This is a genomic window from Luteimonas panaciterrae, assembly GCF_020511115.1.
Lineage (GTDB): Bacteria > Pseudomonadota > Gammaproteobacteria > Xanthomonadales > Xanthomonadaceae > Luteimonas > Luteimonas panaciterrae.
Genome location: NZ_JAJAVH010000007.1, coordinates 458,760 through 474,019 on the forward strand (window position 1 = coordinate 458,760; position 15,260 = coordinate 474,019).

General features: G+C 59.9%; 9 protein-coding genes. 4 read left to right on the top strand and 5 right to left on the bottom strand.

The window, feature by feature from the left end:
• Window positions 1–188: 188 nt before the first annotated feature.
• The 3 genes from LG367_RS10140 (at window position 189) to LG367_RS10150 (ending at window position 6,703) form a co-directional block, all read left to right on the top strand.
• Window positions 189–1,049, top strand: a complete 861-nt coding sequence (locus LG367_RS10140) for a prepilin peptidase (RefSeq protein WP_226469114.1) — start codon at window positions 189–191, stop codon at window positions 1,047–1,049.
• A 37-nt stretch (window positions 1,050–1,086) separates the two neighbouring features.
• Window positions 1,087–1,695 carry a dephospho-CoA kinase gene (coaE, locus tag LG367_RS10145; RefSeq protein ID WP_226469115.1) on the top strand — a complete coding sequence of 203 codons (609 nt, stop codon included), beginning with the start codon at window positions 1,087–1,089 and terminating at the stop codon, window positions 1,693–1,695.
• A 130-nt stretch (window positions 1,696–1,825) separates the two neighbouring features.
• Entirely contained in the window at window positions 1,826–6,703 is a 4,878-nt protein-coding gene (locus LG367_RS10150) for an RHS repeat-associated core domain-containing protein (RefSeq protein ID WP_226469116.1), read from the top strand.
• Window positions 6,704–7,032: 329 nt separating this feature from the next.
• Here the strand turns inward: LG367_RS10150 and LG367_RS10155 are convergent, their stop codons facing one another.
• From LG367_RS10155 to LG367_RS10165, 3 genes are all read right to left on the bottom strand, one after another.
• Window positions 7,033–7,992, bottom strand: a complete 960-nt coding sequence (locus LG367_RS10155; protein ID WP_226469117.1) for a Nudix family hydrolase — start codon at window positions 7,990–7,992, stop codon at window positions 7,033–7,035.
• 70 nt (window positions 7,993–8,062) lie between these two features.
• Window positions 8,063–10,789, bottom strand: coding sequence for a preprotein translocase subunit SecA (gene secA / locus LG367_RS10160; protein WP_226469275.1), 2,727 nt, complete (start codon window positions 10,787–10,789; stop codon window positions 8,063–8,065).
• A 260-nt stretch (window positions 10,790–11,049) separates the two neighbouring features.
• Complete coding sequence (locus tag LG367_RS10165; RefSeq protein WP_319004016.1) at window positions 11,050–12,006, bottom strand: M23 family metallopeptidase; 957 nt, start codon at window positions 12,004–12,006, stop codon at window positions 11,050–11,052.
• Between the two features lie 8 nt (window positions 12,007–12,014).
• Between LG367_RS10165 and LG367_RS10170 the strand changes: the two genes are divergently transcribed.
• Window positions 12,015–12,476, top strand: a complete 462-nt coding sequence (locus LG367_RS10170; RefSeq protein WP_226469118.1) for a DciA family protein — start codon at window positions 12,015–12,017, stop codon at window positions 12,474–12,476.
• 273 nt (window positions 12,477–12,749) lie between these two features.
• Here the strand turns inward: LG367_RS10170 and lpxC are convergent, their stop codons facing one another.
• Together lpxC and ftsZ are read right to left on the bottom strand one after the other, a co-directional pair.
• Window positions 12,750–13,655, bottom strand: a complete 906-nt coding sequence (lpxC, locus tag LG367_RS10175) for a UDP-3-O-acyl-N-acetylglucosamine deacetylase (RefSeq protein WP_226469119.1) — start codon at window positions 13,653–13,655, stop codon at window positions 12,750–12,752.
• 284 nt (window positions 13,656–13,939) lie between these two features.
• A complete protein-coding gene (ftsZ, locus tag LG367_RS10180; protein ID WP_226469120.1) occupies window positions 13,940–15,208 on the bottom strand; it encodes a cell division protein FtsZ in 1,269 nt (422 codons plus the stop codon).
• Window positions 15,209–15,260: the final 52 nt, after the last annotated feature.

A 15,260-nucleotide genomic window follows, 5' to 3' on the forward strand; every position in this document is an offset into this window, starting at 1 on the left:
TGCCGCAGCCGCAAGCGCGCGGCTGCGGTTGGCAACTGAATCCCCTCTCACTCACGCCTCGACGCGGCGGGTTTTCAACGGCCCAACGGCTGGTCATCCAGTGACTTTTACTGCCCAGGCACTTAAAGTCGCCGGATTCCTTTCCCGCACCCGCGATCGCTGCCAGCGGAAGCACCCGAACTCCCAGAATGGCATTCCTCGACCAAAACCCCGCTCTCGGCTATCCCGCCGCGGCCTGTCTGGGACTGGCGCTGGGCAGCTTCCTCAACGTCGTGATCCTGCGCCTGCCCAAGCGGCTGGAATGGCAGTGGAAGAACGATAGCCGCGAGATCCTCGGCGAACCCGAACTCTACGACCCGCCGCCACCCGGCATCGTCGTGGAGCGTTCGCATTGCCCGCATTGCGGTCATCAGCTGTCGTGGTACGAGAACATCCCCGTCGTCAGCTATCTGGTGCTGCGCGGCCGTTGCCGCAACTGCAAGACCCCCATCTCGCTGCAGTACCCGCTGGTGGAACTGCTGACGATGCTGCTGGTGCTGGCCTGCGTCTGGCAGTGGGGTTTCGGCTGGCAGGGCTTCGGCGCGATCGTGCTGACCTGCTTCCTGATCGCCCTGACCGGCATCGACCTGCGCACCCAGCTCTTGCCCGACCAGCTCACCCTGCCGCTGATGTGGCTGGGCCTGATCGGCAACATCGACAACCTCTACATACCCGCGAAGCCGGCGCTGGTCGGCGCGATCATCGGCTATCTCAGCCTGTGGACCGTCTGGTGGCTGTTCAAACAGATCACCGGCAAGGAAGGCATGGGCCATGGCGACTTCAAACTGCTCGCCGCCATTGGCGCCTGGGTCGGCCTGAAGGGCATCCTGCCGACCATCCTGATCTCCTCCCTGGTCGGCGCCATCATCGGCTCCATCTGGCTGGCCGCCAAAGGCCGCGATCGCGCCACACCGATCCCGTTCGGTCCCTACCTCGCCATCGCCGGCTGGATCGTGTTCATGTGGGGCGAACCGATCATCGCCGCGTACATGAGCTACGTGAAACCATAGTCGCGCTCTTCATGGCATTTCGGGCGAGAATGCGCCCATGGCCGATTTCGTGGTGGGACTGACCGGCGGCATCGCCTCCGGGAAAAGCGAAGTGTCGCGGCGTTTCGAGGCGCTGGGCATCGTTGTTGCTGACGCCGACATCGCAGCTCGTGAGGCGGTGGCGCCTGGCAGCAAAGGCTTGGCCGAAGTTACAGCCGCTTTCGGCACGGAAGTGTTGGACTCCAGTGGAGCGCTTGACCGTGCAGCAATGCGTCGCCGTGTCTTTGCCGATGTAACGGCTCGTCGTCGACTGGAAGCCATTATCCACCCGCGCGTGCGCGCCACCCTGCAAGCCGTTTGCGTCGCCGCCACCAGCCCTTATGCGATCGTTGCGATCCCACTGCTCACTGAGGGCGGAGGCCGCGATTCCTATCCCTGGCTGCAGCGGATACTTGTCGTTGACACTTCCACTGCCATGCAACACGAACGCCTGCTGCAGCGTGACGGCATCGACAGCGCCCTCGCCACTGAGATGATCGCCGCGCAGGCGACGCGCGAACAACGCTTGGCGATAGCCGATGACGTCATCATCAACGACGGGGATTTATCGGCACTGGATGTTCGTATCGCTGCACTTGACGCCAGATACCGTCGGCTGGCCCACTGATCCATTCATGTTTGTCAAAGCAATGCCTATATCTTGATGCGCACATTGCATTGACTCCATTCTTAGAAGGACTTCCAATGAAGATATCCGCCGGCGCGGAGTGAGCAGCCGGTATTTCCAGGGGATAGGAATGTCTACGTTATCTGCTTCCGAAGATGCAGAAAAGCAGCTTTTAAGCCTTTCTTACAACGAGACTACGCCCTCTCGCAACAAACAGAAACATCCACGCCATCGGCCTTGGTGGTTATTCGTATTGGCATGGGCCGTGCTGGGCTCTTTTTTGCCCTCGGCGTCCGCTGAGTACGTTGAGGAAAAAGTTTTCTGCTATGGCTCGCAATGCTTCGAATCGCTACCGCAAGCTGAAGCAGTTATGCGGTCGGACTCCGTTTATGGCGATCTTCTCTATTTGGACCAAACCTACGTCTCGTCCAGGTCAAGCACATACGCGACGCTCACTTACAAATACAAAGTTAGAGACCAGATTCCGGAAGTCATGTATCAGCCTGGGTACAACCCAAATGGCTGGAATACCGCTTGTCCGAAGAACAACGATCCTTACCACCCTCTGCATTGCGCCTCTGAATCCGGCGCCTACGACGAAATCATCAAATATTGGACACAGGCCTTTCCAACATGCCAAATGCTGGAACATTCCCTGATCGGTGCATATCAAGATCCATACAATTCGATCGCATCTGTTTCCAATGGCGACGGTAGTTATCACGGGGAGATCAGATTTGGATCCAAGAGAGTTCGTCGGGTCATGCAATGTCCTGGACAAAGCGGGCCCAATATCTCTGAAAGCGACTCCATATCAAAAAACATAAGCTTCAGATGTGCTAGTAATTTCTCACCAATTACGGATGGAACTAACGCACCACCAAATGTAAGCGTCCCCTATCTCTGTAGAGCTTCGGGCCCATTCCCAAGCATCACCGGCAGGCTGAAGCAAGTCGCTTCCTGCCCCGCCAACTCCCAGCCCTGCCATCCGTCTACAACCGACAAGTCGCGCACCGAGATTGACTTTGAGTTCGCAGGAAGGCCATTTGCCCGCTATTACCATTCCTTAAAGCAAGTCGTCGACAAAACCGGATTCCCTGCTGGTTGGACGCATACCTATTCCGAGCGCCGCATTGACTCCAGCTGGATAAATACTTCCGACGGTTATTATGAATCTTTGACATCCCTCGGCAACGATCGCTACCGCCTCGACAACTCCAACGATCGAATTCTTGAGAAAGTCACTGACGGAACCGCCTCCTATCGCATTGTCTCCGCCAATGGAGAGATTCGATACTTCGGGAGCACTGGCCTATTGCTGAGGATTCAGAATCCTAGCGACCCGAGCCGCGACGTCACGCTGGTCTATAACAATGATGTTCCTGGGGAAGAGTTCATTGATCATATCGTTGATTCGAAGGGTCGCACGCTTGACTTCAAGTACGAAATTCCAGGCCTCCTAACCAAGGCCGTCCTGCCGGATGGAACTACTGTTACGTACGTGTATGATTCCTACGACAACCTCGTCGCAGTGGACTATGGCGACGGAGTTCGCAAAGAATACTTCTATCATGAGTCTGGATTGGCTGATCCGGTTTTTCGGAACCATCTGACAGGCATTGCCTATGAAGACGGACAGCGCTACGCCTCATTCGGCTACGACAATACAGGACGAGTCAAGTCAAGCCAGTTGCATGGTCCAAATGGTTATGTCGAACAGACGACACTGAGTTACGACACCGCTGACAAGGTCAGCGCAATCACGCCTTCAGGAAGTACGCGCACCTATACAATTCAACCGGGCATCTATCGTCGTCCGTTGAGTATCACTGGCGGCCCCGATGCTGTGACAAATACCTACGAGACAGATGGCCGCGTCAAGACACGCACATATGCGAACGGGGCGACCTCAAGCTTTACTTATCAGCCCGCCTATCAATCCGGCACCACGGAAGCCGTAGGCACAATCTCCGAACGCAAAACGACCGTCACGCGAGATGCCGGAAATCGGCTCACGCGAAGGGAACTCTATGGCCTGCAAAACGGCGTACAGACCCTACAGCAAGTCGAACTGAGAACCTACGATACGAACGGCCGGGAAACTGCTTCTTGTCTAGTCGACCCGGCCATTTCTGGCGCAGCCAGCTACGTCTGCGGATCCCAAGCCAACGCCCCCAACGGGGTTCGCCAAACTCGGACGACCTATTGCGAAGCAGCCGACATCAGTGCCGGCACATGCCCGATCGCTGGCTTGGTAACCGCTGTCGACGGCCCACGAATCGATGTGGCAGATATCACCACCTACACCTACTACGCCAGCGACTCCCCGGACTGCGCCACTGCCCCCACTACATGCCAGTACCGCAAAGGCGATCTGTGGAAAGTCACCAATGCCCTCAACCATGCCACCGAAACGCTGCGCTACGACAGCGCCGGTCGGCCTCTGTCGGTGAAAGATGTCAACGGCGTCGTGACTGACCTTGAGTATCACCCCCGTGGCTGGCTGACTGCACGCAAGGTGCGTGGCACGGACGAAGCTTCCGAAGACGATGATCTGATCACCCGTATCGAATATTGGCCAACCGGCCTGATCAAGCAGGTCACACAACCTGACAGCACATCCATCAAATATACATATGATGCAGCCCGACGGTTGACAGACATTACCGACAACGCCGGCAATACGATCCACTACACGCTCGATAATGCCGGTAATCGCATCCAAGAAGATACCAAGGATGCTGGTGGCACACTCCGCCGCACTTTGTCGCGCATCTACAACCAGCTGAACCAGCTGCAGATTGCCAAGGATGCCGACAATCACGCGACTGGTTTTACTTACGATGCCAACGGCAACCCTGACACCACTACCGATGCGTTAAGCCGCCTCACAGACAATGATCATGATCCGCTGAATCGGCTTACGCGCACACTGCAAGATGTGGGCGGTATCAACGCAGAGACTAAGTTTGCCTACAGTGCTCTTGACAACCTCACCAAAGTCACCGACCCGAAAGGTCTAGAGACTGCCTACACCTATAACGGCCTGAGTGATCTGACCCGTCTTGCTAGTCCGGATACGGGTATCACCAACTATACCTACGACAATGCCGGCAACCGCAAGACTCAAACCGATGCCCGTGGCGTAATCACTACCTACAACTATGATGTATTGAATCGACTTATCGGGATCACTTATCCCGACATCAGCTTGAACGTAGGCTACACCTACGACACTACTAATTTCGTCTGCGCCAATGATGAGAATTTCGCAACGGGCCAGCTCAGCAGAATGACCGACGCCAGTGGTAGTACTGACTATTGCTACGACCGCTTCGGTCGTCTGACGCGCAAAGTTCAGACTACCAATAGCAAGGCTTTCACTCTTCGCTATGCCTACACGAAGACGGGGCAATTGCAGAGCATCACCTACCCCGACGGCGCTCTGGTTGATTACGTACGCAATGCGCTAGGGCAGATTTCTGAAATCGGAGTCGAGCGACCGCAGCAAATGCGTCAAGTGCTGTTGAACCAGACCACTTATGCCCCGTTTGGTCCTGCTACCGGCTGGACTTACGGCAATGGTCGTAGCCTGATCCGCACGCTCAATCAGAACTACCAACCGGAAATGATCCGCGACAATGCTGCAGGCGGCTTGTCCCTGCACTATAGCTTCGACGCCGTCGGCAATCTCACACAACTGAACAATGCAGACCAGACTGCGATCCTGTCGCGTTATGACTACGATGCGCTGAACCGTCTGACTAACACTAAGGACGGACCTACCGGCACTGTCATTGAGCACTATGACTACGATGCCACTGGCAACCGCACTGGGCTGACCAATACCAGCGACATCGCCTCCTACACTTATCCATCCGACAGCCATCGCCTCTCCGGCACCGGTGTTGTCGCCCGGACCTACGATCCCAGCGGTAACACTCTCAGCATCGGCGGTACGACCAAGGAGTTCACCTACAACGGTGCCAACCGTATGACACAAGTGAAAGCCAACGGCGTGGTAGCGATGAACTATTTCTATAACGGACGCGGAGAGCAAGTCCGCAAGTCTCTCGGGACCAGCAACACTTACGTGATCTATGACGAAGTTGGCCGCTGGCTAGGCGATTACGATAAAAATAGTACTGCGACCCAGCAAGCGATCTGGCTAGACGGCCTTCCCATCGGCTCGTTGTCAGGATCGGGGGCTGTGCAAGCTCTCCACTACCTCGAACCTGATCACCTTGGCACACCTAGAGCGGCGATCGATGTGACTCACAATACGGCGGTTTGGACCTGGGACATCAAAGGCGAAGCTTTCGGCAACACAGTTCCTAACGAAAATCCGGATGGGGATGCCACACAGTTCAAGCTTGATATGCGATTCCCTGGCCAACTATACGATGTAGCCTCGGGATTGAACCAAAATTGGCACCGTGACTATGACCCAGATACGGGGCGTTACATTGAAAGCGATCCGATTGGCCTGAATGGTGGAATTAGCACATACGCATATGTCAGCAACACACCATTGAGTGCTGTTGATCCGCGAGGCTTAGCGATGTCACCGGCACGCGAGTGTGGTGGCGGGCCTGGGACTTATGCATGGGCGCATTGTGGCGATCCGCCTTCAGGTAGCCATGCCTCTGGATACTATGGAGGTGAATTTCATGCCATTGTCGGATTTGGTTTGACGAGTGTTACTTGTAATGACCAGTGCGGCAAAAAGAAAACTTTCAGTTATCTTAAATTGTGCATTGGTGGCGCACTTGGCGGCAGTGGTGGCGGCGGCGTCGTATTCGGAATGGATGGCGAGAATTGCAATCCGGACAGGTATAAGGGTTGGTTCTACGAAGCCGGTGTTTCATACGGATATGGCTCAGCCGGTTTCGACATTGGTTACAATAATGATGGGTCGCTATCAGGAGTGACCGAAGAGAGCTTAGGCGTTGGATTTGGAGCAAAAATTAAAAGCACATGGTGTTATTACTTCCCGCTAATAAACTGAAGAACGATGCCCATCGAAGCAAAAATTATTGCGACAATTTTCATAATCGCAATTTCAATTGGGGTCACCCTCATCAAATCGACAGCGCACAATGCTGGGCCTGATTGGCTGTGGCGTGGAGGTAAGAACGACCCCTTCCGCAATCTCTTGATGCAGAGCGATGGGAAGTTGCGGCGCTTCACCAGGATCGGAGTCTTGATCTGGTTTGGAATCTTCTTGGCAATTATGTGGTTTGCGGTCCCGACAACGTAGCGGCATTGCCTGACGCTAGAAGAATGGGCTGCACAAGTAGGGACGCCTTCCATGCACTTTCGAACACTTCTGCTGTCTTAGAACTTCTTGATCTCGACATGCCATAGGTTTCGAATCGAAGCGATTCCTTGAGCGCCACGATGGCGAGCAGCCAAAAGATCGTCTGGCCCTACCCCGCCGATGGCATAGATTGGCAACGAAACAGTTTCACGCAGGTGTCCGAAGCGAACCCAGCCGATACCTTTGGCATCCGGATGAGTAGGCGTCGGATTGACGGGGCCTAGTACGACGAAATCACAGCCGATCTTTTCGGCAGATTCGAGTTCGGCTTGATCGTGGCATGACGCCGCAAACGGCGCGGCTATCGGCCGTTCAGTAAAATCTGACAGCTGGGCAGCCCGCAGATGCACACCGACATCGAATTCGCGGGCCAGTGCAATGTCACCGTTGATCAGTACTTCTGCCTCGACGGCATGACAACGATCGATCGCTTCACGGATCAAGTAATGACGGCGTGGCAGGGCAATATTCGGAAGGCGCAGCTGCACACGTCGAATACCGGCAGCAAGTGAGTTCGCCAAGCCATCAAGCCACTCGACATCACTCTCACCAGGTTGCGGCGTGACCAGATAACGCTCCGGCTGCAGCAAAGCAGCGACTACCGGTCGATCGGCAGGCGGCATGGAATAAGCTGTCAGTTTTGTCGGCGGAACCCAAGCCAGCGCCTGTCCTTCATTGCCGCGCGGCTTGCCGCGCCAGCGTTCGATGCGACGCACATCTAATCGCAATCGTTTTTTTGGATAGCGCTGCGGTACGGCAATGATGGGATCGCCGACTTCGACCTGGATGCCGAGTTCTTCATCGAGCTCGCGGATCAGCGCCTGCTCGGGTGTTTCGCCGGGCTCACGCTTGCCGCCCGGAAATTCCCACAAGCCAGCCAGGTCCCGACCTTCGGTGCGGCGCGCGAGCAGGATGCGGCCAGTGGCGTCGGTGATGACGCCGGCGACAACATCAATGCGTGGTTCGTCCTCGGTCACCACGGAGCCGACCTACCCGGCTGCTATCGGAACGATGCGAGGCCGGGATTGCCGATATCGGTTTTCCGGCTCAGGCCAGCTGTCCATGGCAGTGCTTGAACTTCTTGCCGCTCCCGCAAGGACAAGGATCGTTGCGGCCGACCTTGGGCATGTCGGCAAGATCCGCTTGCGCCTGAGCCTGCGCGGCTTCTTCGTCGGCACCGTAACCACCCGCATCGGCGTGGCGGAACTGCATCTGACGCGCCACGGCCTCGGCCTGGGCGCGCTCCTGCGCTTCGAGGGCGGCCACTTCTTCCTCGGTGCGGATGCGCACACGCGCGAGCAGCGTGACCACTTCGCGCTTCACCTTCTCCAGCATCTGGCTGAAGAGTTCGAACGCTTCCTTCTTGTATTCCTGCTTCGGCTGCTTCTGCGCATAGCCGCGCAGGTGGATGCCCTGGCGCAGGTAGTCCATGCGCGCGAGGTGCTGTTTCCAGTTGTCGTCGAGGACGTTGAGCATGATGTGCTTCTCGAGCATGCGCATCGTGTCGTGGCCGACGGCGGCTTCCTTGTCGGCGAACAGGCGGTCGAGTGTGTCCTGCACGTAGCGCTGGACGCCTTCGGCGTCGATCTCTTCCTTGTCCTTCACCAGCGAGGTCACCGGCACGACCTGGCCGAATTCGGCATTAAGCGTGCTTTCCAGGCCCGGCAGATCCCATTCCTCGTCCACCGAGTCCGGCGGCACGTGACGCTCGACGAGTTCGGCAACGACGTCGCCGCGGATGCCGTCGATGTTTTCCTTGATGCTCTCGGCTTCCAGCAGTTCGTCGCGCTGCTTGTAGATCACCTTGCGCTGGTCGTTGTTGACGTCGTCGAAGTCGAGCAGGTTCTTGCGGATGTCGAAGTTGTGCGCTTCGACCTTGCGCTGGGCGTTGGCGATCTGCTTCGACACCAGCGGGCTTTCGATGATGTCGTCTTCCTTCAGACCCATGCGCGCCATCACGCGCTGCACCCAGTCGGCGGCGAAGATGCGCATCAGGTTGTCTTCGAGCGACAGGTAGAAGCGCGAGGAACCCGGATCGCCCTGACGGCCGGAACGGCCGCGCAGCTGGTTGTCGATGCGGCGCGATTCATGGCGTTCGGTGCCGACGATGTGCAGGCCACCGGCGGCTTTCACTTCGTCGTGGCGCTGCTGCCAGGCTTCTTTGAGCTTGGCCTTGGTGGCGTCGTCGAGCGGCGCACCGGTTTCGGCTTCGAGCGCGGCGATCTCGGCTTCGAGCGCGCCGCCGAGCACGATGTCGGTACCGCGACCGGCCATGTTGGTGGCGATGGTGACGGCCTTCGGACGGCCCGCCTGCGCGACGATGTGCGCTTCGCGCTCGTGCTGCTTGGCGTTGAGCACTTCATGCGGAATGCCGTCGGCCTTGAGCTGGGCCGACAGCATTTCCGAGACTTCGATCGAGGTGGTACCGACCAGCACCGGCTGGCCGCGTTCGTAGCATTCCTTGATCTCGGCCGAGACGGCGCGGAACTTGCCGGCGCGGTTGAGGAACACCGCATCCGGGTGATCCTTGCGGACCATCGGGCGATGGGTCGGGATCACGATCACTTCCAGGCCATAAATGCTCTGGAATTCGTAGGCTTCGGTGTCCGCGGTGCCGGTCATGCCCGACAGCTTCTTGTACATGCGGAACAGGTTCTGGAAGGTGATCGAGGCAAGCGTCTGGTTCTCGCGCTGCACCGGCACGCCTTCCTTCGCCTCGACAGCCTGATGCAGGCCGTCGGACCAGCGACGGCCTGGCAGGGTGCGGCCGGTGAATTCGTCGACGATGATCACTTCGCCGTCGCGCACGATGTAGTCGACGTCGCGCGAGTAGATCGCATGCGCGCGCATCGCCGCGTTGAGGTGATGCACGACGTGGATGTTGTGCGGCGCATAGAGGCCATCGTCCTCGGAGAGGATGCCGGCCTTGCGCAGCAGCTGTTCGGCGTGTTCCTGCCCTTCCTCGGACAGATGCACCTGCTTGCCCTTCTCGTCGACCCAGTAGTCGCCCTCGCTGTCTTCCTTTTCCTGGCGCGCCAGCGACGGCACGATGCGGTTGACCTTGATGTAGAGCTCCGGCGATTCGTCGGCGGGGCCGGAGATGATCAGCGGCGTGCGCGCTTCGTCGATCAGGATCGAGTCGACTTCGTCGACGATGGCGTAATGCAGACCGCGCTGGAAGCGGTCGTCCTTCGACAGCGCCATGTTGTCGCGCAGATAGTCGAAGCCGAATTCGTTGTTGGTGCCGTAGGTGATGTCGGCGCCGTAGGCGGCGTGCTTGTCGCCGTGCGGCATGCCGGGATAGACCACACCGACGCTCAGGCCGAGCCAGTTGTACAGGCGGCCCATCCAGGCCGAGTCGCGGCGAGCGAGGTAGTCGTTGACGGTGACGACATGCACGCCCTTGCCTTCCAGTGCGTTGAGATAGGTCGGCAGTGTGGCGACGAGCGTCTTGCCTTCGCCGGTGCGCATCTCGGCGATCTTGCCCATGTGCAGCACCATGCCGCCGATCAGCTGCACGTCGTAGTGGCGCATGCCGAGCACGCGCTGGCTGGCTTCGCGACAAACCGCGAAGGCTTCCGGCAGCAGCTTGTCGAGGGACTCGCCCTTGGCGACGCGTTCCTTGAACTCCGCCGTCTTGGCTTGCAGTTGCTCGTCGGAGAGCGCCTGCATCTGCGGTTCCAGCGCGTTGATTTTCTTGACGATGCCGCCGAGTTGCTTGATGAGGCGTTCGTTGCGGCTGCCGAAGATGCCGGTGAGCAGGCGATTGAGCATGTTGTTGATGGCCAAGACTTGATTTAACAAACCGGGAATGGGATCCGGAAGTCGCCAAGCCTTGGCCCCCTTCGCCCCGCCGGACCGCGCCGAGGGCGCGGGAAGACGGGGAACCGCGGGAAACAGCTCCCGACTACCGAAAATAAAAAAGGGCGCCAGGCGCCCTTTTGGCAACGCGACATTGTACGTGGTGACGCCGGGATGGGGTATCAAGCCCATCTGCGTCCCCTCCCCGCGTCGCGGGCGGGGGTGCGAACGGATTACATGCGCTTGACGCCCTGTTCGCCGAGGAACTTCTTCGGGTTCACGACGTGACCGTCCTCCCACACCTCGAAATGCACGTGGGCACCGGTGGAGCGGCCGGTGGAGCCGGCCTTGGCGATCTGCTGGCCGCTGCGGACCAGATCACCCACCTGCACCAACAGGCGCGAGTTGTGCGCGTAACGGGTGACGTAGCCGTTGCCGTGATCGACCTCGACCACTTTGCCGTAGCCCGAACGCACGTCGGCGTAGCTGACCACGCCGTCGGCCACGGCCAGGACCGGATCGCCGATGTTGGCGTGGAAATCGATGCCCTTGTGGAAGGCGCCGCCGCCGCCGAACGGATCGGCGCGGCCGCCGAAAGGCGAGGTGATGTAGCTGTTGGCGATCGGCTCGCGCGAGGGCGTGGCGCTCTTGTCGAGCTCGCGATTGAACAGCAGCGACTCCAGCACCGACAGCTGCCGGCCGGAATCCTTCAGCTGCGCGCCGAGCGCGTCCATGCCCTGGCGCAGATCGCCGGCCGGCATGTCGCGCACCGGGCCTTCGCCGCCGACACCGACCGGTTTGTTGAAATCGAATTCGCCGTCGCCGAGCTGGCCGATGCGGGTCAGCCGTTCGCCGAGGGCATTGAGACGATTGGCCTCCGCCTGCAGCTCGCCCAGACGGGCGGCGAGCGCATTGACCTCGCGCTGCGCGGCACGGCGGGTGGTCTCGATCTGGGCTTCCTGGCCGTTGGCGCGTGCCTGCAGCACCGAGACGCGCAGCACGTCGACCGTGGTGGTGGCGGCAACGCCGAAGGCGACGCCCACACCCAGCAGCGCCACGAGGGCGGTGGCCGGACGGGCGGCGGTGCGCGCATGCGCGCGCTGGGCGAGTTCATGGGTGCGACGCTGCGTCCAATGCCACAACCGGGCGGACTGGTGACGCGCGTATTTGGAAATGCTGTGTAAAGTCATAGGTACCGATGTCTGATTCCCGATCCAAACCGCCCAAGGCTTCCGACCGCTCCGCGACTCCGCGTGCCGCGCTCGATGCGCTGCTCGCCGATGCCGCAGGCGATCCCTTGCGTCGAGCCTTATGGCTGGACGAGTTGGATCGTCGTTTGCGCCCCCAATTGGCGCCTTCGCTGGCCGCGCATGCGCGACTGGCGAATGTGGTTGGCGCCAAGCTCGTTTTCGTCACCGATTCGCCGGTCTGGCATGCGAAGCTCAGGCTCGCCGCCGACACACTCCTCGATGCTGCCCGGTCCCTCGGACTGGATGTCAGCGAAGTGGCCGTCAAGACGACCACCCGGTCGGAGGCTCCACTCGCGCAGAGATCGCCGCCGGCTGCAAAACCCATGTCAGCCACCGCGCGTGAAGCCTTGCGCGATGCCTTGGCGTCGCTTCGTGAGTCCGGTGGGGGGCCGGCGAAGGACGAGTCCTGACAACTGAAGTTCAAAACGCGCGTCTTGCACGCTTTTGAAGTCGCGGGCAGTCCGGGAAACGGAATGGAAGGCGCTACCGGACCGCAAACGAACGGGGCATCCTACCGGCGCACGCGCGACTGGGCGTTAAACAAAGACTAAAATTTAAGTAACAAAAAGTTAAATTTTAGTTAAGACATCACGCCGCGTTCACATCTGTGACGGGGATCGACTTGTGGTCATGTGTCAGAAAACGACACCTGCCCGCGATCGGCGGGCTTGGGCGGCCTGGTCTCAGGCCGGCAGTGGATCGGCGTAAACGACGGGCGCCGTCTGCGCTTCCGGGAAGGTGACCTCTTCCCAGGCCGAGCGCTCGGCGAGCAGTGCGCGCGCCAGCTTGTTGTTCAGGGCGTGGCCTGACTTGAAGCCCTCGTAAGCGCCCAGGATCGGATGGCCGACCAGGTACAGGTCGCCGATCGCATCGAGAATCTTGTGGCGCACGAACTCGTCGGCGTAGCGCAAACCGTCGTCGTTGAGGATGCGGAACTCGTCCAGCACGATGGCATTGTCCATCGAACCGCCGAGGCCGAGGTTGCGCTCGCGCATGTATTCCAGATCGCGCATGAAACCGAAGGTGCGCGCGCGGCTGACTTCGCGAATGTAGGCCTCGGTGGAGAAATCGACTTCGGCGCGCGACTGCGCGGCCGGGATCATCGGATGGTCGAATTCGATGGTGAAACCGAGACGGAGGCCGTCGTAGGGCTCGAAACGGGCGACCTTGTCGCCCTCGCGCACTTCCACGGGGCGCTTGATGCGGATGAAGCGCTTGGGCGCGGCCTGCTCGACGATCCCCGCGGATTGCAGCAGGAACACGAACGGCCCGGCGGACCCGTCCATGATCGGCACTTCGGCCGCGGACAGATCCACGAAAATATTGTCGATGCCGAGGCCGGCCAATGCCGACATCAGATGCTCGACGGTCTGCACCTTGGCACCGCTCTGAGCGAGGCCGGTGCACAGCGTGGTTTCGGCGACGAGATCGGCGTTGGCCGGAATCTCGACGATGGGATTGAGATCGACTCGACGGAACAGGATGCCGTTGTCGGCAGGCGCAGGCCGCAGCGTGAGGTAAACCTTCTCGCCACTATGCAGCCCGACGCCGGTGGCGCGGATCACATTCTTGATAGTGCGCTGCTGCATGCGGGAATAGATGTCTAGGTCGTCAGACGACGGTCATTGAACCGTGTTATGGGGAATGGGGCATCAGACCGCCGAGGAGATTAGCACGCGGAATGCTGAACCTGAACGGAAGAAATGCCGCGTACTGCGGCCTGGATCGCAGTTTTCGGCCCGGCTTTCACTGGAACGAATCGGTGGGTCGAAGCCACCCTCCGCGCCGGAACCCCGGCGGGGTCGAAAAACCCCGCCCGGACACTGGCGTCCGGGCGGAAATCAACGGGACATGACTACTGCTATCGAGTTACTTAGTCAGCCTGGCGACGCAGGAACGCCGGGATGTCCAGGTAGCTGCTGTCGGTGCCGAAATCGGCCACCGGCGGCGTCGACGGTGCTTCGGCCGGGCTGCTGCCGCGACCGCGTAGGCTCGAGGCCAGGCTCTGTCCCGCGCTGTAGGCATTGCCGCCGTAGGCCATGCCGCCGTCGTCCACCAGCAGACCGGTGGTGCCGTCGCGCTTGGCCGGGGTGCGGACCAGCTCGACCTGCGGACGATTGGTCCGCAGGATGTCGTGGCCGAAGCTGCGGTCATCGTGACGCACGTTCTGGCGACCGGCACTGCGGTTGAGGCCGGTGGCGACCACGGTGACGCGCACGTCGTCCTGCATGTCCTGATCGAGCACGGTGCCGATGACGATGGTGGCGTCCTCGCTGGCGAAGTTCTCCACCGTGCGGCCGACTTCGTCGAACTCGGCCATGGTGAAGTCCGGACCCGCGGTGATGTTGACCAGGATGCCATTGGCGCCGGCCAGGTTGACGTCGTCGAGCAGCGGATTCTGGATCGCGCTTTCGGCGGCGGCCTGGGCGCGATCGTCGCCGCGCGCATGGCCGGTGCCCATCATCGCCAGACCCATTTCAGCCATGACGGTGCGGACATCGGCGAAGTCGACGTTGATCAAACCCGGACGGACGATCAGATCGGCGATGCCCTGCACCGCGCCGAGCAGCACGTCGTTCGCCGCGCGGAAGGCCTGGATCATCGTGGCGTTGCGACCGAGCACGGTGATCAGCTTCTCGTTCGGGATGGTGATCAGCGAGTCGCAGTGCTGCGACAGTTCGTCGATGCCCTTCAGCGCCACCTGCATGCGGCGGCGTCCCTCGAACGGGAAGGGTTTTGTCACCACGGCGACGGTGAGGATGCCCATCTCCTTGGCCAGCTGCGCGACGACCGGCGCCGCGCCGGTGCCGGTGCCGCCGCCCATGCCGGCGGTGATGAACACCATGTCGGCGCCCTGCAACGCGTCCATGATGATTTCGCGGTCTTCCAGCGCGGCCTGACGGCCGACTTCCGGATTCGCACCGGCGCCGAGACCCTTGGTGACGTTGCCGCCGAGCTGCAGTTGCAGCTTGGAGCCGTTGTTCTTGATCGCCTGCGCGTCGGTGTTGGCGGTGATGAACTCAACGCCGTCGACGCTGCTGTTGACCATGTGCGCGACCGCGTTGCCGCCGCCGCCGCCCACGCCGATGACCTTGATCACCGCGTTGGGAGCCATTTTTTCAACCAGTTCGAAATGTGCCATGTCCGTGTCCTCGCTTTGGTTTAGTTATGTGTTGCTAGTGATGATTCGTGTT